Consider the following 23,869-nt stretch of genomic DNA (forward strand, 5'->3'; position numbering starts at 1 on the left):
TGAGAAGTAGGAGGAAACGCGATGGCGGCAATCAAGTTGGTAGGTGTTTTTGAGAAAAGGTTTACTTAAGGAGGCAGGCATGAATTTTTCTGAATTCGCAACACGGGCATTTGCGGCCCGTAGAACAGTGCGCCGACCGACAATCTGGCTGGTTCTGCTGCTTGCGTTTGCAGCGCTGGCTACACCCGTGCGCGCGCAGCTAGATACAGGCGGGATCGCCGGAGTGGTAACTGACCCTGATGGGAAGGTGGTGCAAAGTGCGCAAATCACTGCTACGGAGAATGCTACCGGCACGACTTATTCCGCTACGAGCTCAAGTGCAGGCTACTATGTGTTCCCGTCACTTCATACGGGGATATACAAGGTGACGGTCAGTGCTCCCGGCTTTAGAACGGTGGTCTATAACGGAGTTCGGGTCTCTATTGGCGCACGTACTGCGCAGGACGCTGTACTCACGGTAGGGTCGACTACAGAATCGGTCAGTGTGAGCGCAGCGGCACTGACGCTGGAAACACAGACGTCGGAGATCGACGACACCATTTCTCCTGAGCAGGTCCAATACCTGCCCTTGCAGGTAAGCGGCACACTTCGGTCACTCTCGACTCTGGAGTTTCTTGTACCTGGAGCAGTCGGGCCGGGCACGTCGTCTGGTGGCTCAGGCTTTCAGATGACAAAGATTAACGGCGGACAAGAAGAGGGCACGGACTATCTGATTGACGGCATCACGACCAATCGCATGGAGAATGGCTCGGGAAGTTTCGATATCGTTGCGCCCTCGGTCGAGGCAGTGAGCGAGTTTCATATCGATCTCTCCGGCCTTCCGGCAAACCTTGGCAACACTACGGGCGGGCTTGCTAATTACAACTCAAAGAGCGGAAGTAACCAGTACCACGGCGCGGTGTTCAACTTTTACAAAAACGCCGCACTGGATGGTAACAACTGGTTCAACAATGGCTATCTCGCCGAGACACCTTTGAGTAATACCGCTGTTCGAAAGAGCCTGCAGCGGCCTCCCGATACTAAAAATGATTACGGCGTTTCGCTTGGTGGACCGGTTCGTATTCCTAGGCTCTATAACGGAACAGACAAGAGCTTCTTCTTCTTTGGGTGGGAGCAGCTCCACTACAGCACTGGATCGTCTGTGACAAGTCTGATCCCAACTCCAACTGAGTTGGGAAGCAACGGGCAGTACTTTGATTTCAGTTCCACACTTGGCGGCGTCATTCCAGGGGCCTCGGATGCATGTAATTCGGTGCTCTATTACGGAGAGATATTCGATCCTACGACAGAAAAAACCGTCAATGGTCAAGCGTGCCGCATGCCATTTTCAGTCAATGGACAACTCAACACAATCCCCATGACCCGCGAGAGTGAGGTGGCCAAGGCGGTGCTTCAGTATCTGCCAACGCCGAATCTGTCGGGCGGAACAAATAATTATGTCTATGACACGCAAGATCAGCATAATGAAACCGTCTATAGTCTCCGGCTCGACCAGAACCTGACTGCCAGCCATAAGATCTGGGGTCTCTATAGCTCCCGTCAGAATACGGACATGGGGAATGGCCTCAATTTGCCGGCCCCAATCAACTCGGCTGGTGGGGGAGTTACTAATCAACTTGGCAAGCTCTTCCGTCTTGGATGGGATTGGACTATCAGCCCGAATCTCATCAATTCGATGACATTCGGCACTAACAGGTCGAATAACTACAACCTCTCTCGTGCGGCGAACATGAACACGGAATGGGATAGCAAACTGGGTATCGCTAATGGTAGTGGTCCCGTCTTCCCCGGATTTGTATTTGTCGGCAGTCCGTATCCAGGATTTGGCCAGAATATCGGCAGCCAGGATGTGGATAGCCTGATTGCTTTGCATGATGAGGTCCACTGGCAGCATGGCGCACACAGCTTCACGTTCGGCGGGGAGGCACAATATCACCAATATTCCTTCGTCAGTAAGATCGGCGGTACGTGCAGCGGTAATGCGGGCTGCTTCAGCTTCTGGGACAATCAAACTGCATCTGATACAACGTACTGGGGGCAGGATGGCAACTCATTCGCAGCCTTTCTCATCGGTCAGGCGGGTACGGCCAATGCAATCTCTCAGCTTCATGCTCCGCGCTGGATCATGCACTACGGCGCGCTGTTTGCGCAGGACGATTGGAAGATTCGCAAGAATCTGACACTGAACCTCGGTCTGCGCTGGGATTACACCACGCCGCGTCACGAAGCCGATGGCGACACGGCGATCATGGACATGAATGCTCCCAACAGCGCAGCTGACAATCTTCCCGGTGCCCTGGTCTTTGCAGGAAAGGGCGCTGGACGTAATGGGAATGTCGACGAGACCTGGGCGCGGACATGGTACAAGGACTTTGCACCACGGGTGGGATTTGCCTGGCAAGTGATTCCCAAAGACGTTCTCCGTGGAAGTACTGGCATCTACTATGGCCCTCTCGTCTATGCCGATTTTGGCCAAGGGACTATGCAGGGTTTCACGGTCAATCAGACGCTCTTCACTGCTGATCCGATGTCAGGCCCGCAAGTGGACGCTGGACTTCCAGTGTTACCCTCCACGCCGGATCTCGATCCTACCCAGTCGAATACTCAGGGGGTGGACAGTATTGAGCCAACCTTCGGACGTCCTTCGATGGTGCAGACGTGGACGCTCGAAAATCAGTATGAAATTACTCCCGATCTGCTTGTTTCAGTCGGTTATCTGGGGATGCACTCGACCCGTCTTCACGGCCTGATCGACTATCCAAATGACATCCCATTGAAGGACCTGGCGATGGGTACCTGCCTGCAATGGTGGGCTGCTGCTCCTTGCCCCAATGGCTTCAACTCACCGCCGCTTCAGCCCTATTCGAACTTCTTCAACGAATGGGGTTCGCAGGTATGGGCAGAGCAGGCACTAAGACCATTTCCTCAATATGGTTACATCAACGAGGACAGCTATCTCCAAAATGTTGGCCAGTCGAGCTACAACGCACTTGAGGCCAAACTGGAGCGGCGCTTCCACAACGGCCTGAATGTGCTGGCTTCCTATACCTTCTCAAAGACGCTCACTGATGCGGACGCTATTCAGCCGTACTACAGCACGCTGCAGAACCAGGGAGGCACGCAGAACCCCTACGATCACAAGGCGGAGAAGGCTGTTAGCAATGAAGACATTCCGCAGAACTTCGTTCTCAGCTACGTCTATGAACTGCCTGTGGGTCGTGGTAAGGCGTTACTGGGTAATGCTCCCAAGCCGGTCAATGCAGTCATCGGTGGCTGGAGAGTCAGTGGTGTGCATCGTTATATGAGTGGCCAACCCATCAGCTTCTGGGGAGCCAATGGGATTCCAGGCTTCGATAACGGTATCCGCCCGAATCGTGTGGCTGGCCAAGGGGTACGCCGTTCAGGCAGCTTCAATCCTTTCACATTCATCAACGATGGAAATACCGGTTACGATCACTCGTCTGGGGCTTGCTCTACCGGCTATTGGAACTGCGCGTTTGTGGCAGATCCTAATCCCAGTCCAGGCGTGAATGTGCCGTATCAGTTTGGCAATATGCCGCGCAACTCTGCTGATATCCGTAGCTTCGGATTCTATGATGAAGACCTCGGCATCAGTAAAACCTTTCCAATCCGGGAGAGCATCCATGCCGAATTCAGCGGTCAGATGTTCAACGCATTCAATCGTCATGCTTTCAATAAACCGGATTCGGGGGTGCAGGACACGAACTTTGGTCAGGTAGGTAGTACGCTACTGGGGCCAAGAAATATCCAATTTGTGTTGAGAGTTACCTACTGATCACTATGGCCTGGGCGCGTTATTGCGCGCTCAGGCTGAATCCGTGCCGATCCATTTGAAAGCTATTTTTGCGAAAAATCTGTCGCAACTCTGCGCCAGACTATCTGGAAAGTCCTCGTTCTCAGGAGAAAGCTCTTGAAATTCTGCTTTTGCGCTGCCGTGCTACTCACCATTTGTCTGCTCTTGGGATGTAGTAGCGGAGGAGGGACCTCGGGAACCGGCAATGGAGGAAGCGCCTCCGGTATACAGACACTCGATATGGGTACGCTGACTGAAGTGAACGATAGCTATATCTACACTCTTGCTAACGCAGCGGCCAGTGGATCGAACCTGAGTATCTCGAGTCAAAGCCAAACCGCTGGCACAGTGCTGTCGCAACAAACGGCCAGCGGTGCAGGAGCGGAGATCGATTGGCACTTCATCCCGATGGGCAGTGGCCAGTACAACGTGGAGAATATGCTGACACATCAGGTTATGGGCGTTAGCAACGCTTCCACGTCAGCCGGAGCGCAGGTGGTTGAATGGGCCGACAACGGAACGGCCGATCATCTCTGGGAGTTCTATCTACTTTCCGATGGAAATTACCTCATCAAAAACGTCAACAGCGGACTCTATCTGGAATCTGTTTCATCGCGTAGTGTTGATCAGGGCACCCGCGCAACCAGCGGCGCTGGCTGCAACTGTCAGGAATGGACGTTGACCTCGACGGGCAGTTCTCCTTACCCGGATCCAAGTGGTGTCAACGTTTCCTATTCATCACCGGATTCATCGTCCACTGGTATTCATGATCCATCTATGGCGCAGGTGGGAGGAATGTACAACCTCTTCTCGACTCATGGGCTTCTCCATGAGCACCAATCTTCAGATCTCGTCAACTTTTCTGATGGGGGGTATGCTCTTTCATCGCTGCCGGCGTGGACCAACGCGTTCACCGGCGGCAGCGGCGATCTTTGGGCACCTGATGTCTCAATCCACAATGGTGAGGTATGGCTTTATTACGCTGCTTCCACATTCGGCAGCACTCAGTCCGGCATCGGTCTGGCGGTGAGTCCCAACGGTCAACCGGGCTCTTTTGTCGACTCGGGAGCAGCAATATATGTGTCTTCGAACTGCTCCGGCTCCAATGCGATTGATCCTGCTTCAGTTGTCGATTTCGCAGGAAATGCATGGCTCGTTTTTGGGTCGTGGTCAAGCGGGATTCAAATTATTCCAGTTAGCACCACCACAGGTGTTCCTACTGGCGCAGCATGCACACAGTTGGCTGACCATCCATCCGGCACCGGAATCGAAGGTGCTTATGTTTATCCGTACGGAGGGTACTACTATCTCTTTGCTTCGATTGACACCTGTTGCAATGGCGTAAGCAGCACCTACCGCATTATTGTCGGCCGCGCCGCTTCTGTGATGGGACCCTATACAGACCGTGGTGGTATTCCACTCACACAGGGCGGAGGAACGATCCTGCTCAGCTCGCACAGCAATATTAATGGTCCTGGGGGGGAGAGCGTCTTTACTGGCGCGTCAGGGGCTGTGCTCGTCTACCACTACTACGACGGAAACAATGGCGGCTCACCTGCCCTTGGATTGAATCAGCTCGGTTGGACGTCGGATGGCTGGCCCTATGTCAAATAACCGGGGCAGGCTTGGGACGGCGTTCGGCTTGAAAAACAGATTGGAATGCTTGCATATCAGAGGAGCCAATGTTGACCCTTGTACTTGATGCTCGTGGTGAGGCACAGCGTGGATTGCGTGCACAGATTCGCGACAAAATAGTCGATGCAATGTGTGTCCAACGATGGTGGATCGCCTTCGCGGCAGTAGCCGCATTCGCCGGGCTCTCCTGCTATGTGCCTGCACAGAAACCGCAGGCACTTCAGCTCTCGGGTGATTACTGGGGCGCGCATGATCCGTCCATCATCAAAGCCGGGGACACGTGGTATGTGTTCGCCACTGGAAAAGCTCGCGACGGTGGTCAATTTCAGATTCGCTGTTCCACTGACCTCCATGCATGGAGCCTTTGCGGACATGTATTCAATGAGATTCCTGATTGGATACAGCAAGAGAGCCCAGGGACCAAAGAGCTATGGGCGCCGGACATCTCCTTTGAAGGTGGGGAGTACCGTCTTTACTATGCGTTTTCTCTCTTTGCCAAGAATACTTCCGGCATAGCGCTGGCAACGAACAAGACGCTGGACCGATCCAGCCCCGCCTATAAATGGATCGACCGAGGCCTCGTATTGCGCTCAACTGTCGCCGATGACTTCAACGCGATCGACCCAAATTTTGTAATGGACGAACATCATCGTGCATGGCTTGCATTCGGAAGCTTCTGGGGCGGGATTAAATTGCGACGTCTGAACGACACGACAGGGCTTGCTAGTCGTCACAAGCTGTATTCATTGGCAACTCGATTTCGTCCGCCGGACCCATCGCCAGCAAAACCGGGACTGCCTCCCGATTGGCAGGCCATCGAAGCACCGTTTATCGTTCACCATGGCGGTTACTACTATTTGTTTGTTTCCTGGGATCTCTGCTGCCGTGGAACTCATAGCAGCTACCGAACATTAGTGGGCCGTTCCAGGAAAATCACCGGTCCATATGTCGACAAGAGCGGTACCTCAATGATGCGAGGAGGAGGCACGCCGTTGTTGAGTACCGACCGCCACTGGGTCGGACCAGGAGGCGAATCGGTGCTACTACAGCCATCTGGCCAGGACATTATTGTCTTTCACGCTTATGATGCGCACACCGGAGTTCCTGCTCTTCAGATTTCCACTCTGGTTTGGCGCGATGATTGGCCGAACTCGGTATTGGAGCAATAGTTGTAGCATGGTTTCTCTTCCATATGTAAAGCCATATTCTCCGCCCAGTTGGATAGGGGGCAAGTTTCGCAAAAAGAAGAACGTCCCAACAAATTGGTGCAATAAATCGTCTCATGATTGAGATATGTTCTATGCGCATCGCCCTATCTAGGGTGAAGCCAATCGGAGGAGTGTTTTTCGATGGCGATTCTTACCAATTGACTACGAGTTCTAACGCCTGCTTTATGGAAGAGCTCTTGGATTACGGCTTTCACCGAGCTCTCAGATGTATTAAGTTTCCAGGCGATTTCCTTGTTCGCGAGTCCATCTAGGATACCTCGTAGGACCTCACTTTGCCGTGAAGTTAGAGAATGAGTACGGTTCAATTGCTTTGAATGTGCTCCCTGTCCGGAAATGATGCTCTGAACTGCAGCAGCATCCAACCAAGTGCCCCCGCTTGCTACTAATTTGATAGCAGCAATTAGTTGTTCTGGATTGCCTTGCTTGAGAAAGATACCGGCAGCGCCTGCTTCGATCACCTGAAGCGTTGCTTCGTCTGATAGGCCTGCGGTGACCATTAGCACTCTGGCGCGGCTCGAGCACTGCTTCAATTCTGCTAAAAGATGTAGGCCTGAGTCCTCTCCGAGATCGTAATCGAGAAGGATAACATCTATCTCGTTGGTGGATAATCTGGCCAGAGCGTCAGACACAGTCGCACAATGAGCGACCAATTGAAAAACCGCTGATGTTTCGAGCAGGCGGGTCAAGCTCTCGCGAAAGAGGCTGTGATCATCCACCAACAAGATACGGATTTCAGGCATTGTGGACCTCAGTTGGCATTGCCGCAGAATTCAGACTAATCACAAAGCATGCTCCTGAAGGTAGGGATCTATAACGAATCTCTCCACCAAAAGAGTGCAGAAACGCGCGTGATAGATAAAGTCCCAGCCCGGTAGATGCTACGCCGTTCTGAAAAGGGTGAAAGAGGTGTTCCGGATGTTTTACCCCGCCCCCGTTGTCTGCAACTTCTATAACAATGTGATTTGCTTCAGTTCTTGCGTTGATGCGAAGGGTCCCCGCCGAGTGTTCGGAAAGCGCACGAATGCTGTTAGTGATCAGGTTCAGAAACACCTGCATCAGGCTTGACCGATCGGCCCATACGAGCGGAAGAAATGGCTCTACATTCCATTGGGTTGCAATATTTTCATCGCTAAGAGAAGGGGAGATAATAATTCGAAGTTCATCTAGTAATGCGATCAGATCGACTTCGGTTGCCTGATCTGCCGTTTGTCGCAGATTAAAATTTGCGATACTTCCAAGTGCTGAGATCAAGTTCCCCAGAGCTTCGAAGTCTTGGTTGCCAGCAAGCAGAGGTTCACGAGACAGGTTTTGATGGACTGCCGTAATGGCACCGCAGACGTTACGGATTTCATGAGACATGGCTCCTATGACAATGCGTGATCCGAGCATTAATTGATGAAGGCCAGATACCTCATGTGTTCTAAACTCTTCGGACGCATCGAGCACCATGACTGCCAGACGCAACCCTGCATTCGTGCGGTAGGTCGAAAAGCAAATATCGGCAAGGAATGTCTCGCCATCTTCACGTTGAGCGCGTGCCTGCATGACGGTGCGGAATAGCTGCTGTAGTGTGTCAGGACTGGAGATGTTTCGTAGCGAAGGCAGATAGCGATAGATAGCTCTGCCCTGAAGCTCTCCCTGGCGAACACCCAACATGCGGTGGGCAGCTTCATTGGCCATAAGTACCGCACTATTTGCATCGGCCGTGATGATGGCTGCTGGGCTGCTTTCAATCAAGACCCGTAGCTGTTCTTCTGCTTCCTTTCGTGCTTCGCTCTGGTGCTCGATCTCATCGAGATGTTCCATCGTCATTTTGCGATTGCGGTTAATCTCGCGTACAAACAGCCCAACGCCAGTGAAGGCTGCAGCATAGAGAACATCGCGTGTGGTTCCAGTACGTAGGCTCCATGCTAGATCGTCGAAGTTTTCTGCGAGGAGAGTGCAGAACATAGCGGCCAAAGCAATTTGCCAAGAGCTTAAAACGGAGCCAATCATTGCCATAGGGAGGAGGTAAAGAAAACCTAAAGGGATTTCACCTACAACTCGCCAATCAAGTAAAGCAATCGCCAATGTTAGAGCGGCTGCTCTAAACAGAGTCGCTCGCTTACTTCCACGAAAGAATATTGCGTAGATGCGCATATTGCCCGTTGTGTTACCAACATTGAAACACTTCCATTGTAGATTTATGTACGGACCGCAGTTTGTGCAATGGCGACATGTATTTGTGACCAAAAGATAGGGGCGAAGAGCTGAAAGGTCCGGGTGTGGTCATCGTCTTGCACTTTATGCTGAAGCTAGCCTGAGAGCATCCGATGCTGGGCTGTGGTGATGGCCCATGCACATTCCGCGAGTAAAACCTTATTTGAGTTATTTCATGCGAACGATTCGATATCTTGTCCGGGCAGTGAGCGTCCCAGCCTTGATGGGCCTTCTGTTTGGGTGCTGTTTGAGCGCTTCGGCGCAACAGGGGCTGACTTGGGATCAAGTTAAGGCTAAGTTCGAGACAGGTAATCCCACGCTGAAGGCAGATGCAGCCAACGTGGACGAGATGAAGGCTAATGAGGTAACAGCATATCTGCGGCCGAATCCTCAATTTACCCTCTCGACAGATGGTACGCAGATCACCCCGTATCATGGAGTTTGGCAACCACTGGTTGGTACTCAGATCCAAACTGCATTTAGCTATCTGCATGAGCGCGACCACAAGCGGGAACTTCGTCTTAAGAGTGCTCAGCAGGGTACACAGATTGCCTCCTCACAACACAAAGACCTTGAGCGAAACCTGTTGTTCACGTTGCGCGCCGTGTTTGTGCAGACGTTGGAAGCGAAATCGGTTGTTGCTCTTTCCCGCGAGGAATTAGCCTATTACGACCACATTATCAAGATCAGCCAAGATCGGTTCCAGGCCGGCGATCTCGCGCGCATTGATTTAGATCGGATTGAATTGCAGCGCGTGCAATACGAGTCTGATCTTGCGACGGCCGAGGTCAACTTACGGACAGCAAAGATCCAGATGTTGCAGCTTCTCAATGACAAGACGCCAGTGGATCAGTTTGATGTTGAGGGTCCCTTCGTTTTCCAAGATCAACTGCAACCGCTTGGGACGTTTCGTCAGATTGCGCTAACAAACCGGCCGGATCTACAAGCTGCACTCGAAGGTTTGCAGCAGGCACAGACAAATCACAAGCTAGCAGTTGCCAACGGATCCACGGACCCCACCTTCAGTGGCTGGTGGACTTACAATCCGTCCTTCAATAATCCGTATGCCCACGAGACCTTGGGGCTCAGCGTCAGCATTCCCTTACGTATCTTTGACCGTAACCAAGGCGAAAAGCTGCGCACGCAGATCGACATTGACCGCAACCAGCAACTGGCCGATGCCTCGCGCGCACAGCTTTTCAGCGACGTGGACTCTGCCTATGCACAGGTGAGCAGCAATCTGACGCTGCTGCGGCCTTATAAAACGCAGTATCTTACACAAGCATTGTATGTCCGCGACACCGAGACTTATGCCTGGCAGCATGGGGGAGCATCATTGATGGATTTTCTAAATGCACAGAGCGACTATCGTAATGTTCAGATGGCATATCTGCAGCTGGTAGGTTCTTATCTGACAGCAGCTGCGCAGCTGAATCTCTCTGTAGCTCAGGAGGTGATTCAGTGAAGACTTGGACCGCGATAAAGCCTGTCTGCTGCTTTGCTATCTGTTTGTCGCTGACGTCATGCGGGAAAAAGTTTAATCCTGCCGACGGTGCGGCACCTCCCGCACAGGTGATCGACGCGAGCAACTCCAGCGTGGTGACGGTGGACAAGCCTGAACAGTTTGCCCTAGTCGCAGCAGAGAGCTATGACGCTCGTGACAAACTTAATGTAACAGGATCGGTAAGCCCCGATATCTCTCGCGAAGTTCCAGTAATTTCTCTGGCCAGCGGGCGCGTCGTGGACATCCGTGCGCGACTGGACGACAACGTGAAGAAGGGCCAACTGCTTCTACGTGTCCAGAGCCCCGACGTCACTAATGCTTATGATGCCTATCTCAAGGCCCTCAATGATGAGCAGATGACAAACAAGGCTTACATCCGCACCAAAGACCTTTTTGCACACGGAGCTGTTTCGTTGGGGGCTCTGGAGCAGGCAGAAGATGCGGAAAAGGATTCAAAGGCTGACCTGGGTGCGGCAGCGCAGCAACTTGAAACGCTTGGCGTCAGCAGGGATCACCCATCGAGTATTGTCAATGTTTATGCGCCGATCTCCGGCGTAATCGTTGCGCAGAATGTTACCAACGCAGCAGCGGCAGGCGTCACTTACACGGGATCGTCTACGTTGTTTACCATTGCTGACCTCTCGCGTGTCTGGATTCTTTGCGATGTGTACGAGAATGATCTGCCAAAGTTGCGGCTAGGACAGACTGCGATGATTCGACTGAATGCATATCCAGACAGGGTTCTTACGGGGCGCGTCAGCGACATAGGCCCTGTGCTCGACCCGACACTGCGTACCGCGAAGGTGCGCATCGAAGTGCCGAACCCTGGCATCCTGCGATTGGGTATGTTCGTCACCGCCACGATCGAAAGCCAGACGAAGAAGACCCATGCCGTCATTCCTGCTTCGGCCATCTTGCATTTGCATGATCGCGATTGGGTATTCGTGCCTGCTGGCGACAAGAAGTTTAAGCGCGTGGAAGTGACTGTTGGCGACACACTGTCCGGTAGTCGACAAGAGATTCTCTCCGGCATAGCCCCTAGCCAACAGGTGGTCGCCAATGTCTTGTCTATCGAAGAGACGCTGGAGGCGCAATGATCCGCAGGTTGGTCGATTTTGCGCTTGGGAGCCGTTTTCTTGTTCTTACGATCGGTATTGTGCTCTTTATCTGGGGCTTTGTTTCGTTTCACAATCTGCCTGTCGAGGCCTATCCCGATGTCGCCAATAATTATGTTGATGTGATCGCGCAGTGGCCAGGCATCTCTGCGGAACAGGTTGAGCAGCAGGTAACGATTCCAATCGAGACCACACTGAATGGTATCCCCGGAGTTGCACACGTTCGATCATGGTCGATCTTCGGACTCTCTACAGTCGAGCTGGTCTTCGGGGAAGACACAACCGACTTTGAAAACCGTGAGCGGGTGCTCGAGCGCCTATCGCAGGTGACATTGCCTACCGGAGTGATTCCGCAGATGGGTACCGATTGGAGTCCAGTTGGACAGATCTACTTCTACACGCTACGCAGCGTGAACCCAGAGTATGACGCGATGAACCTGAAGATGCTCGAGACCTGGGTGATCGAGAAGAACCTTAAGTCTGTTCCTGGAGTAGTGGACACAAACCCGTTTGGTGGCCCAACGCGCGAATATCAGGTGAGATTGGATCCTGACAAGCTTGTCTCTTATGGCTTGAGCATCGCGCAAGTGGAGCAACAGCTCACCAACAATAATGCGAACGCTGGCGGTAGCTTTATTCAAGAAGGTTCGCAGCAGATAAACGTGCGCGAGGTCGGCCTGGTCGGCAACATCCAGGACATCGAGAATACCGTCATCGCTGCGAAAAATGGTACAGCCCTGCGCGTGAAGGACATTGCCGAGGTGACGCAAGGCCCGATGATCCGGTTAGGCCAGTTCGGTGACACGTATCACCGCGAGGATGGCAGGTTGGTAGACAACAATGATGTTGTCTCTGGCATCGCGCTCCTGCAAAAAGGCGCGGATGCGCAGCCAGTACTTGCCGGTATTCATGCGAAGGTGAAGGAGCTGAACGAGCAGATCCTGCCGAAGGGAGTAAAGATTGTTCCTTTTATCGACAGAAGCGACCTGTTGCACTTCACCACCCATACAGTGCTGCACAACTTGGGCGAAGGCATCTGCCTGGTCATTATTATCCTCTTTCTCTTTCTAGGGAATGCACGCGGCGCGTTGATTGTGGCGTTGACAATTCCGTTCTCGCTGCTCTTTGCCGCTACCTGCCTCGATCTGAAGCATATTCCCGCCAACCTGCTTTCGCTCGGCGCACTGGATTTCGGCATGGTGGTGGATGGCGCTGTGGTCATGGTTGAGAATATCGTCCGTCACTTAGCACACAAGGACGATAACGGCAGGACAACGCAGGCGAAGATATCCGAAGCCGCGCACGAAGTTCAGCGTCCGGTCTTTTATGCGATTGCCATCATAATCACTGCCTACTTGCCGATCTTCACACTGCAAGCAGTCGAAGGCCGTCTCTTCCGGCCAATGGCCTGGACGGTAGCATTTGCTCTACTCGGAGCTCTGCTCTTCTCGATTATCCTCGCACCTGTACTATGTAGTCTGCTTTTTCAAAAGGGTGCAACGGAGTGGAAGAACCCCATCATGGAGTTTCTCCGCAATCGCTATCGCCGTGGGGCTACATGGGCCATTCGACACTATAGGTTCACTATTGGCATGGGTGTTGTGGCACTCCTGATGGCTATCTACCTTGCCTTTGGAGGAGTCATCGGCTCAGAATTTCTGCCACATCTTGATGAAGGCACTATATGGGTACGTGGCACTCTAGAGCAGAGTACCGGACCTGATGCAGGGATCGCCGTAGCAAATCAGGCGCGGCTTCTTCTCTGTTCATTCCCCGAAACGACTGAGTGTACCAGCCAGACCGGACGCCCGGACGATGGGACCGATCACACGGGGTTTTTCAACACCGAGTACTTCGTTGGACTAAAGCCCGAGTCTCAATGGAGGTCCATCTTTCACGGCAACAAAGACAATCTGATTGCCGCGATGAACCTTGAGCTAACACAGAAAATACCTGGCGTCATCTGGGGGTTCTCCCAACCAATAGAAGACAACATGGAAGAGGCGGTCAGCGGAGTGAAGGGCGAACTTGCTACCAAGGTTTACGGTTCCGACCTCCATACGCTTGAGGACCTTGCCAACCAGATCGAAGCTGTAATGAGCCATGTCAAAGGCATTGCAGACATTGGGGTCTTCCAGGTAACAGGGCAACCCGATCTGGACATTGAGGTAGATCGCCAAAAGGCCGCACGCTGGGGTATCAACGTCGCTGACGTACAGGATGCCGTTCAAACTGCTGTTGGTGGTACGGCTCTCACTCAGGTACTCAAAGGTGAACAGGTCTATGCCCTGACGCTGCGTTACCTGCCGCAATACAGGGACACACGGCAAGCGATTGAAAATATTCGCCTACTTTCTCCATCGGGCGAACGAGTATCACTTGCTCAGCTATGTACTATCCGAGAAGCTGATGAAGGCTCCGAAATTTACCGCGAGAACAACCAACGATATGTCGCTATTAAGTACAGCGTGCGAGACCGCCCGCTCGGCGATGCGGTAAAAGAGGCCATTGACAAGGTCAACCGTGAAGTGAAGCTCCCACGCGGATATCACCTAGGGTGGGAGGGGGAGTATCAGAGCGAACTGCGTGCAGAAGCACGGATGGCTGTTATCGTTCCGCTGACTGTCCTCTTGATCTTTATTATTCTCTACTCGATGTATAAGTCGTTGAAGTGGGCGTTCCTCATCATGGCCACAGTAGCGATGGCCAGCATTGGAGGCCTGCTAGTCTTGCTCATCACCCATACAAACTTCAGCGTCTCATCTGAAGTAGGTTTTCTCGCGCTGTTCGGCGTTTCGGTGCAGACAGGCGTCATCATGCTTGAGTACATCAACCAGCTCCGTGCACGAGGTCACACGGTGGAGGAGGCAGCTGTAGAAGGGGCGGTCCTTCGCCTCCGTCCGATTATGATGACTATGCTCGTGGCCACCCTTGGCTTGCTGCCTGCAGCGATGTCGCATGGAATTGGCTCAGATTCGCAGCGGCCATTTGCTATCGTAATCGTCGGTGGTCTCATCACCGACCTTGTCATGAGTATCTTCCTGCTACCGACGCTCTATGTTTGGATCGCACGGGAGAAAGATGTGCTTCCACCGCCTGGGGCGGAATTTGAAAACTAGTTGCATGCTAAGACAATTAGTTTTATTTCCATGCACGTGACCAGCGTGCGCCTTCGGTTTCACCGGTGCGGAGACTGGCGTCAACGCCAGCACTCTTTTCGATCAACCTGCCGAAGAGCCAGATCAGGTCCGAGAGGCGATTGAGATAGGCCAGTAATTCGGCCTGCACTTGGACGCCGCTCTCCATCAGGCGGACGACGTTGCGTTCGGCGCGCCTGCAAGTGGTGCGGGCGACCTCGTACGCAGCGGACTGGGGGTGCGCGCCTGGGATTGACCAGTCGGAGAGGATTCCGTCAATGACTTCAATTTGATGGACGAGCATGGTGAGGTGCTCAACTTGCTCACGAGTGATGACAGGTACGTGTTTGCTCTCCGACGGCGAGGCTAATGCCCCACCAATGCTGAAGAGTGTTCGCTGGATTTGCTCAGTCCACTCATAAATCTGTTGGTTGGTGCAGATGCTGCGAGCAAAGCCGAGGGCTGTATTCAATTCATCGACCGAGCCGTATGCTTCGACACGCAGATCGGCCTTTGAGATACGAGTACCTCCAGCAAGTCCAGTCTGGCCACTGTCGCCGTGTTTTGTCGCGATGCTCATGGTTACTCTTTATACGCCGGCTGTTGGGATGCCGGCGATAATTCCGGCATCCCGCTTTCAGATTATCGGATGCTCCAGGATTCGCCACCAAAGCTGACTTTGAGGCCAGTGCGAAAGGTGAAGGGTAAGGCTGGATAGCCAAAGGCTTCGCTGTAATGTTCGCTCAATAGATTCTGAATATTGGCGTAGGCCGTGACCGCGTGGCTGACTTCATAGCTTCCGCTGAGGTCGAGTCGTTGATAGGCACCGAGTAGATTGTGGTTGGGCAGTAGCAGGCTGTATCCAAAATTTTCATCCGAAAGGTATGTGCTATCGTCGCGGCGTCCAACCAACGTTCCGGTGAGAGAGCCGTACCAGCGCGAGCGCATGTAGTTCAGACTGAAGTATCCGGTGTGTGGTGCCCGGCGAAATGGGCGTGCTCCGATCAGCGGCGAATATTGGCCAATAGGAATGGTGCTGAAGTCTGAACTGGTGTTATAGGCCGGAGCTGATTCGCTCGAAAATGACCGCTGAACTGCGGCGTCAAGATAGGTATAGCCGCCACGCGCGAAGAGATGATGGCTGACCTGGTACTCTCCCTCGGCTTCGGCACCTCGAGCGCGGAAGGCCATGGAATTGATCGTCGCACCGAACTGCGTCGCAGGATCGCTCCCAGCCGGGATGCCTAGTTCGAGTAACGCGGATTGGGGAACATATTCGACACCGTTGGTGAACTCGTTGTGGAAGTATGTTACGCCGATGCGGGCGCGTCCGTTCCAGAGTTGCTGGTCAAGGCCGCCGTCGTAGCTACGTGAGGTCTCTGGGCCAATGGGTGAGACATGATATTGAGAGATGAGCGAGCTGCCATTGGGTTGGGATGCAAGCAAGTCATAGAGCGAGCTGTCTTGGTCGGAGATGTTCGGCTCCTTAATGCCTTTGCCAAAACTGAAGTGGAGCTTGGTTCCGCTCAGCCAATGTGCAGCCGATGGGCGTGCAAGATAGTACGCAAGCGAAGCGCGAGGTGTAGCGGCAAAGCCGAAGAGTCCATTGTCTTCAAGCCCGCTGCCGAGTGTGTAGTAGAGGCGGTCACCGAGAGCACCTCCGAGTTGCAATGTGTAGCTGTAGTTGCCGCGCTCGATGGAGTTTGGCGTGCTGCCTTCAGAGAGAGTGTAGCCGCGTTCGTCCTCATACTTGAAGCCGCCAAGGGCCACGAGGCGAGGGCTGAATTGGTAGTCCGTCTGAGCGTAAACGAAGTCGCGTTTGCTGGGGGCTTTGTAGACGCTTGGATAACTGGAGCCGTAGCTCGCTCCGTACTGGAAGATTGCCTGGCCGGTGACGCTGTACCCATTTGCTCCAGTGATGGTGAGGGGCTTTCCAAGATAGAGGTCGGTGTTTGGATCGTAGATGCCGGTAGGCGCGTAATCGGTGTATTGGTAGTTGAGTCGGAGACCACCATAGCGGATCTGATTGTGCCAACGGTTGGTGGTCTGGTTGTTCCAGATGGCAGAGTAATAGTTCTCCTGCTCCTTGTAGCCTGCTGCATCGGCGATACCGTAAAGCTGTATCGTGTTTGGCTGACCGGCAGCTACAGCGAGATGGCGTACGGTAAAGCGCAGGTTGTTGTCGGTGTTCGGTGTCCAGCCAAAATTGCCTACATAGGTTGCGTTGTGGAACTGGTCGCGCGGCAGATTGTTGCGCGTGTCCATGCGTGAGAACTCTGAGAGGTAGTCGAACTGACGGAAGAGTCCGCTGGCAGAGACTGCCTGGCTATAGGTTCCGAAGTTTCCTGCATCGCCCGCATAGGTGAATAGTGGCAGCCCTGTTGTGCCGCGAGCGGTTGTGAGACTGACAACACCGGCGAGTGCGTCGGAGCCATAGAGTGTGCTGTTCGGCTGACGCAGGACTTCAATCTGATCGACTCCAACGGTGGCGAGGTTGGCGAACTCGACCGCGCCCCCGATGTCGTTGGCTGGTACACCGTCGATGAGCACTTTGTTGGCGTTGCTGTTACCACCACGGATGTAGAGAGCGGTGGTGCCCCCAGCCTGTCCGCTCTGCGTGAGTTGAAGTCCAGGAACGAGACGTAAGGGATCGGCAACCTGTGGAGTGTAACGAAAACTGTCAGAGGTCAGGACCGTAACGGGCGCTCCAACTTGCGCTATTGGCGTTGGGGTTCCAGTGGTGACTGTTATTTGCTGCGTGAGTGTTCCCGTCGCAAGAGTGATGTCGATATTGGAGTTTATGAATGGGGTGGAGAAGATGGGCTGACTGATTGAGGTTTGAAAGGTGGGCGCTGTGGCACGGACGCGATAGATGCCGGCTGTTTTTACAGGCAGGACATATTCTCCGGCCTGGCCGGTTGTTGTAGTTGCAGCCACTGTTGCGCCGCTGAGCAATTCAACTTTGGCGTGGACGACTATTGCTCCTAAGGGATCTTTGACGGTTCCACGAAGCGTGCCCTGGGCGGTGGCCTGGATTGAGGATAGCAAAAGCGCAATGACGAAAAAGCAAATTGCGCGGACGATTGCCCGCGAAGCATGAAGTGTTGAACGCATGGTCCCCCCTCGGGATAGGTGAGGCAAGGCCGGTCTCCTGACTTTGCGCATCATCGGCTCCGGAGCAGCCTTCCCAGAACCGTTTGGTTCCAGTGGCTTCAAGCAGCATCGCTCGGATCCTCTGCGCTTACAGTTACGGGGTAGTGGCGGATTCGCACCGCGCTTCCCGACACCTCGCCGGTGGGTTAACAGTTACAAGCTGGGCAGTCCAGCTCAGAACGAAGAAGTGGGAAGAATAAACAGCGCTCGTGCCAGCGGGACTGCTGGCGAGAATGCTCTTCAGCTCTCCCTTCGGAGCTGAATGAAGCCCGGTTGGCCTCTGGCAGGTCTCCTGACTCTGCGCTTCAACGAAGTTTCGACTCACCTTCCCAGGGTTTCAGCCCCAGTGGCTTTGAACTGAATGTCGAAGTTCTCCACGCTCACAGTTACGGGGTAGTGGCGGATTCGCACCGCGCTTCCCATCACCAGATCTAAAGAGAGGGTATCTCGCATAGGAAGGCAGGGTCAACCGCCCGGGTCTTGCATGCTGTCCAGGACGCATGTGTAAGAGCGTCCACGAGCACGTGTATCCCCACTTTTATCTTTGTGGTTCACTTCTACAACTTTGGTTGGTGTTGATGCACATGGCGTGCCATACCCCGCATGAATGCTCCACGCCATGATGTTTCAGGGTGCAAGATTCCCAATTTGGAAACTGCGCTACCTCAGCGTTAGGAGTGTTCAACCGACACGACTCAAAAAGATTTGCCTGAAATGCCATGGCACGGGGCGTAGAGATTAATGCTTTTGTGCTGCTCTACCGGGATCACGATTCGAGCTTACCCGGTCTCGCGCTTTGTTCAGAGTCTGTCCGGTGCCGTGCAAAACTGCCACGGCTTCGCAATAAAACCGCTCAATTGGTTGTTGTTGAGCAACGTAGTTGGGCCCCCTGATTAGCTGACGTACACGCTTGCTGCTTGCACCGAAAGGTTTGAAATGCCTGATTCGTCCAATGTTTCCGCAGTTCGGTCCGCCGGAATTGCTTCCTGCCAGCCTGAGTCGCATGCCTCCCAAGTATGTAGCGTGTTGCCGTTTGCAGCGGCGAAGCCTCGCACCGTTTCGGGATGCCAGTCTGTTGCTCTAGATCGCATAAGCAACGAAGCAATCCTTGTGCCATACAGGCGGGCGACGAAGCGTCAAAGATTAGGAAGCTCTAAGCTTCTTCCTGCCATGATGCTACGGTGGGCTGTGGCTGTGTTATTGGCGACGACAATGTTTGCTGTAGCAGGAGCGCAAACAGCGACGACGACGACGCTGACAGTTGTACCGACCAGCACATCCGATGGGTCTGTGGTTACGATGACAGCTACGGTAAAAGCGGGGGCCACCGCGCTGACCGGAGGCACCGTCACATTCAAAGATACTTACAACAGTGTCGCAGAGACGTTAGGCACAGTGCAGGTGCAATCGGCGAACGGGAATGCGGGAACCGCTGTGCTCAAACAGGAGTTTGGGTGGGTCGGCACGCATTCGATCATAGCGACTTTCAACCCGCCCTCAGCGTACGCTGCAAGCTCTTCTTCGGCGCAGAGCGTAACCGTCAGCGGCCCATACCCCACAGTTACAAGCCTGTCGTACGCCGGGACATCGGGAAACTACTCGTTGACAGCGACCGTTATAGGTGCCGGTAGCAACAGTCTTTCTCCAACGGGAAATGTGTCTTTCCTTGACACGAGCAATAGCAATTACCTGTTAGGAGTGGCTGGGCTGAGCGCAGGCACGATTACGCAGCAGGTCGTGTCTGGTAGCAATTCGCCTGTTGCCACCGGCCATGGTCCGGTGGACGCAGTTGCTGGTGACTTCAACGGAGACGGCTTGGTCGATCTTGCCGTATTGAACTACACCGACAAAACAATAAGTATTCTGCTGGGCAATGGAGCGGGTGGATTCACAGCTACAGGTAAAACTTATGCGACGGGTAGTAAGCCTGTTGCTATTGTTGCCGCGGATTTTAATGGTGACGGCAAACTCGATCTTGCTGTGGCCAATTCAAGCGCTGGTACGATCTCAGTTCTGCTTGGAAACGGTGATGGGACATTTCAATCTCAGATAACATACGCTGCTTCCACACTTGATTTGATGACTCCTACCGCACTGGTGGTGGGTGATTTTAATGGTGATGGCATTCCAGATATTGCAGTCGCGGGTACCCTCCTAGGTGGTGGCACAGTCAATGTTTTGCTGGGAACTGGCAGTGGTACATTTTCCAATCCCCCTTTGACCGGGATAGGCGTCGGCAATAATCCAGCCTCGATCGTCGTGGGTGACTTCAACGGCGATGGCAATCTGGATTTTGCGACTGCTAACCAGCAGAGCAACACCTACAGTGTCATGTTGGGCACAGGCAATGGGAGCACCTTCAATCAAGTTACTGGATCGCCCTTCACGACTGGCAGCGGTACTAGCCCCGCTGCTTTAGTAACAGCCGATTTTAACGGTGATGGCAATCTCGATCTTGCCATCGCTGAAAGTGGAAAAAACAGGGTGGATATCTTCAAGGGAAACGGCAATGGCACCTTCACATTGCAGGCACCATCCCTTGCAACAGGTAGCTCACCCTCTTCCATCGTCTTCGGGGATTTCAATGCCGACGGCAAGATCGACTTGGCAGTCGCCAATTCAAGCTCTAATACCGTGGGGATGTTTCTTGGCAACGGAAATTTTAGCTTCCAGTCGCAGACGACTACTAGTGTGGGTACGCTTCCATCTGTGGCCGCGGCCGCGGACTACAACGGCGATGGCACCACCGACCTGGCATCTGCAAATGATGGCAGTAACACCATTAATATTCTGCTGAATGAGATGACGGACACAGCAAGTGCGCTACTTACGGGCGTTTCTGTGCCGGGAAGTGGTACGCAGCACAATGTCGATGCTTCATATGTAGGGGACACGAACTTCGCCGCAAGCACTTCCGGAACCGTATCTCTTACCTCCACCAAAGTTGCAACCTCCACACTTCTGAGTGTAAGCAGCACTTCGCCGAGCTATGGGACACAGGTCACGTTCACGGCAAAGATTGTGCCTCAGAGCGGCTCTCTCCCAGTAGGTTCCCTGACCCCAACAGCTAACGTGGCCTTTTACGACGGGGCTACATTGATTGGCTACGCTTCTCCATCGAGCGGTGTAGCCACTTACGCTACGAACTCATTGACCGTAGGAACGCACACCATCAAGGCAGTCTTTCCAGGTAGCGGGACAGATCCAAACTTTGTTGGCAGCACTTCGTCAACCGTGACCGTGACCGTCGGGCAATCGACGCCTGTGATCACCTGGGCGAATCCGGCTCCGATTCAATACGGAACGATTCTGTGGACGACCCAGCTGGATGCCGTGGCAACCAACAATGGCAATTCCGTAAATGGAAGCTATGCCTATAGCTACAACGGCGGCACTCAAGCCATGGGTGCGATTCTTCCGGTGGGAACTTATACGCTCAGCGTTATATTCACACCGAGCAACCCGACGGCCTTCACCTCTGCCACCGCTACAACGACGATTCAGGTCAATCAGGCGACGCCGGCGATCACCTGGGCCACCCCGACCGCCGTTACTTATGGTGCGCCGCTGGACTCCATCCAGCTCAATGCCACTGCAACGAACTCGATCCAGGTGCCACTGTCGAGCTACTACAACGTCTACGGCATCTATACCAACGGAAGCACCTACAACACGGGCGGGTTCGACAACGATGGGAACGCCTACTCTTCGAACTCGTTGGGTACGACGCTCACTTGGAATGGCGTAACCTACACGTTCGGCCCAGCTAATGCTCCCGATGCAGTCTACGGAGACGGCACCACAGCTACGCAGATTACGCTTCCTGCTGGATACTATGCCACGCTGAATCTGATAGGCGCGATGGTCAACAACGTCCAGTCGAACTGGACCTTCACCGTCACATATACGGACGGCAGTCAGATCACACAGACGATCAACCTGAGCGATTGGTTTAATTCAAAGAGCTGGCCCGGAGAGTCGTCGCTCAAGTGCAACCTCAACCGGGACACGTCTGGTGGCGGCGTAGATACGCACTCCGCTTGCGTGTATGGCTATCAGATTACGTTGAACCCGAACAAGATTGTGCAGAGCCTGACCCTGCCCAATACTAGAAACATCGTGATGTTGGCTGCAGGGCTGACCTCACAGCCGGTCTCGGGAACCTTCGTCTATAACCCGCCTGCGGGGACGACCCCTGCAGTTGGCACGGATACGCTTTCGACAACCTTCACCCCGACGGACACGACCGATTACAGCACAGCGTCCGCATCAGTCTCGTTGGTTGTCAATCCGACGGTCACCTCTACGACCTGGGCGACGCCAGCTCCAATCATCTACGGCACGCCGCTCAGTGCGACGCAGTTGAATGCGACTTCTACGTTCAACTTGGGTATGGTGGCTCTACCGATCTCGACTTCCTATGACGTGAATGCGTTCTTCACCGATGGCACCAGCTTTAGCGCGACTGGCTTCAGTGGTACAAACTACGCGTACTCAGCCAGCCAACTCGGTAGCTCGATCATCTGGAATGGAACGACGTTCCCTCTGGGAACGCCTGGTGTGCCGGATGGCATCACTAGCGCCACTGTCCCGCTCCCTGCGTTGAGTGGCTATACGCTCTATCTGCTTGGTGCGGCCAATGGCAACCAGACCTCACAGCCGTTCATCATCACCTACACAGATGGCACGACCACTACAACGAACCTAAGCCTCAGCGACTGGAAAAACTATTATGCATACCCAGGTGAGTCCCTTGTTGAATCGACTACCTATGCTGATACACAGAGCGGTGGGACCCAATCCGGAACTTACAATGTATACGGATACCAGATCACGCTGAATCCGGCGAAGACCCTCCAGAGCATTACGCTACCCAACAACAGCAACATCACTATCCTGTCGTTGGCTTTAAGCACGCTGTCGAACCCAGCAACCCCAGTTCCTGGAGCGTCCGTCTACACCCCACCGGCAGGAACGGTGCTCTTGCCTGGAACACACACACTCAATGTCGCGTTTACGCCAACTGACACTACAACCTATGGCAATGGAGGCACGGCGAGCGTCAGCATCCTTGTCAATAAAGCGCCACTGACGGTTATTGCGAACAGTGAAACTGCCGTATACGGCACTGCGAATCCACCCTACACCTATACCATCACAGGGTTTGTGAATGGCGACACGCAGGCGACGGCGGTCACTGGGGCACCCACACTTACCACTTCTCCAGTTACCCCCGCGAACGTTGGGGTGTACCCCATTACAGCAGCTTTGGGAACACTTGCTTCGACGAACTACAACTTCACAACCTTCACTAATGGCACGCTGACGATCACGCAGGCCGCTCCGACGATCACGTGGGCGACGCCAGCGGCGATCACTTACGGGACGGCGCTGTCGAACACGCAGCTTGATGCGACGGCGACGCCAGCAGGCGGTAGCTTCACCTATACGCCGGTCTGGGGCACGGTGCTCCCTGCGGGGACCCAGACTCTGAGCGTGACCTACACACCATCGAATCCGAACTATGCGACAGGGACGGCGACGGTCCAGATCCAGGTAAATCAGGCCGCATCGACGATCACATGGAACACTCCCGCAGCGATTACCTATGGGATAGCGCTGAGCACGGCTCAATTGAACGCGACAGCGGTGCCATCAGGCGGCGCATTCGCCTATTCCCCGGCTGCAGGCACGGTACTTTCTGCGGGAACACATTCATTAAATGTGACCTATACGCCGCCAAATTCAAATTATGCGACAGCGACGGCGACAGTGCAGATTATGGTGAACAAGGCCACCCCAACGGTCACCTGGTCAAATCCGGCATCGATCACGTATGGCACGGCACTCTCGACGACGCAGCTGAATGCGACGGCATCGGTGCCTGGCCTGCTGGTGTACACACCAGCAGGCGGAACAGTCCTGGGAGTGGGCACGAACACGCTGAGCGTGACGTTCACGCCGACAGACACGACGGACTATAGTCCGGCAACCGTAACGGTGCCGATCACAGTGAACAAGGCGACGCTGACGGTGACGGCGGCGAACGCGAGCCGTGCCTACGGAGCGGCGAACCCTGCGTT

11 protein-coding genes and 2 riboswitches are annotated in these 23,869 nt (G+C 53.9%); of the genes, 7 read left to right on the top strand and 4 right to left on the bottom strand.

Annotation, left to right across the window (positions count from 1 at the left end; genetic code table 11):
* Nucleotides 1-79: 79 nt before the first annotated feature.
* The 3 genes from IEX36_RS12995 (at nt 80) to IEX36_RS13005 (ending at nt 6,618) form a co-directional block, all read left to right on the top strand.
* Complete coding sequence (locus tag IEX36_RS12995) at nt 80-3,796, top strand: TonB-dependent receptor (protein WP_188759686.1); 3,717 nt, start codon at nt 80-82, stop codon at nt 3,794-3,796.
* Nucleotides 3,797-4,054: 258 nt separating this feature from the next.
* Complete coding sequence (locus tag IEX36_RS13000; RefSeq protein ID WP_188759687.1) at nt 4,055-5,428, top strand: family 43 glycosylhydrolase; 1,374 nt, start codon at nt 4,055-4,057, stop codon at nt 5,426-5,428.
* Between the two features lie 71 nt (nt 5,429-5,499).
* Nucleotides 5,500-6,618 carry an arabinan endo-1,5-alpha-L-arabinosidase gene (locus tag IEX36_RS13005; RefSeq protein ID WP_229668950.1) on the top strand — a complete coding sequence of 373 codons (1,119 nt, stop codon included), beginning with the start codon at nt 5,500-5,502 and terminating at the stop codon, nt 6,616-6,618.
* A 143-nt stretch (nt 6,619-6,761) separates the two neighbouring features.
* On the opposite strand, the gene IEX36_RS13010 is transcribed toward IEX36_RS13005, so the two are convergent.
* Complete coding sequence (locus IEX36_RS13010; RefSeq protein ID WP_188759688.1) at nt 6,762-7,418, bottom strand: response regulator; 657 nt, start codon at nt 7,416-7,418, stop codon at nt 6,762-6,764.
* The gene (locus tag IEX36_RS13015) at nt 7,411-8,748 is read right to left on the bottom strand and encodes an ATP-binding protein (protein WP_188759689.1); all 1,338 of its coding nucleotides are present in this window, start codon (nt 8,746-8,748) and stop codon (nt 7,411-7,413) included. The genes IEX36_RS13010 and IEX36_RS13015 overlap by 8 nt, the downstream gene beginning before the upstream one ends.
* A gap of 304 nt (nt 8,749-9,052) precedes the next feature.
* Between IEX36_RS13015 and IEX36_RS13020 the strand changes: the two genes are divergently transcribed.
* Genes IEX36_RS13020 through IEX36_RS13030 form a run of 3 tightly spaced genes read left to right on the top strand, consistent with a single transcriptional unit; the run spans nt 9,053 to nt 14,615 of the window.
* The gene (locus IEX36_RS13020; RefSeq protein ID WP_188760013.1) at nt 9,053-10,342 is read left to right on the top strand and encodes a TolC family protein; all 1,290 of its coding nucleotides are present in this window, start codon (nt 9,053-9,055) and stop codon (nt 10,340-10,342) included.
* Nucleotides 10,339-11,478, top strand: coding sequence for an efflux RND transporter periplasmic adaptor subunit (locus IEX36_RS13025; RefSeq protein ID WP_229668951.1), 1,140 nt, complete (start codon nt 10,339-10,341; stop codon nt 11,476-11,478). The genes IEX36_RS13020 and IEX36_RS13025 overlap by 4 nt, the downstream gene beginning before the upstream one ends.
* On the top strand, nt 11,475-14,615 hold the full coding sequence (locus IEX36_RS13030; protein WP_188759690.1) for an efflux RND transporter permease subunit: 3,141 nt from the start codon (nt 11,475-11,477) through the stop codon (nt 14,613-14,615). Before IEX36_RS13025 ends, IEX36_RS13030 begins: the two co-directional genes overlap by 4 nt.
* A 22-nt stretch (nt 14,616-14,637) precedes the next feature.
* Here the strand turns inward: IEX36_RS13030 and IEX36_RS13035 are convergent, their stop codons facing one another.
* Together IEX36_RS13035 and IEX36_RS13040 are read right to left on the bottom strand one after the other, a co-directional pair.
* Complete coding sequence (locus IEX36_RS13035; protein ID WP_188759691.1) at nt 14,638-15,213, bottom strand: cob(I)yrinic acid a,c-diamide adenosyltransferase; 576 nt, start codon at nt 15,211-15,213, stop codon at nt 14,638-14,640.
* Between the two features lie 62 nt (nt 15,214-15,275).
* Entirely contained in the window at nt 15,276-17,747 is a 2,472-nt protein-coding gene (locus tag IEX36_RS13040) for a TonB-dependent receptor (RefSeq protein ID WP_188759692.1), read from the bottom strand.
* A gap of 10 nt (nt 17,748-17,757) precedes the next feature.
* Nucleotides 17,758-17,939, bottom strand: a riboswitch (cobalamin riboswitch).
* A gap of 112 nt (nt 17,940-18,051) precedes the next feature.
* Nucleotides 18,052-18,231, bottom strand: a riboswitch (cobalamin riboswitch).
* A gap of 767 nt (nt 18,232-18,998) precedes the next feature.
* On the opposite strand from IEX36_RS13040, the gene IEX36_RS13045 reads away from it, so the two are divergent.
* Nucleotides 18,999-23,869, top strand: a 4,871-nt coding sequence (locus tag IEX36_RS13045) for a beta strand repeat-containing protein (protein WP_229668952.1), incomplete at its 3' end; no start/stop codon positions are given.

It is taken from the genome of Edaphobacter acidisoli (assembly GCF_014642855.1).
GTDB classification, from domain to species: domain Bacteria; phylum Acidobacteriota; class Terriglobia; order Terriglobales; family Acidobacteriaceae; genus Edaphobacter; species Edaphobacter acidisoli.

What these genes read in the sequence shown, in the direction of transcription:
- IEX36_RS13030 (WP_188759690.1), top strand. Translation starts at nt 11,475, where the DNA reads ATGATCCGCAGGTTGGTCGATTTTGCGCTTGGGAGCCGTTTTCTTGTT.
- IEX36_RS13010 (WP_188759688.1), bottom strand. Translation starts at nt 7,418, where the DNA reads ATGCCTGAAATCCGTATCTTGTTGGTGGATGATCACAGCCTCTTTCGC.
- IEX36_RS13040 (WP_188759692.1), bottom strand. Translation starts at nt 17,747, where the DNA reads ATGCGTTCAACACTTCATGCTTCGCGGGCAATCGTCCGCGCAATTTGC.
- IEX36_RS13035 (WP_188759691.1), bottom strand. Translation starts at nt 15,213, where the DNA reads ATGAGCATCGCGACAAAACACGGCGACAGTGGCCAGACTGGACTTGCT.
- IEX36_RS13000 (WP_188759687.1), top strand. Translation starts at nt 4,055, where the DNA reads ATGGGTACGCTGACTGAAGTGAACGATAGCTATATCTACACTCTTGCT.
- IEX36_RS12995 (WP_188759686.1), top strand. Translation starts at nt 80, where the DNA reads ATGAATTTTTCTGAATTCGCAACACGGGCATTTGCGGCCCGTAGAACA.
- IEX36_RS13020 (WP_188760013.1), top strand. Translation starts at nt 9,053, where the DNA reads ATGCGAACGATTCGATATCTTGTCCGGGCAGTGAGCGTCCCAGCCTTG.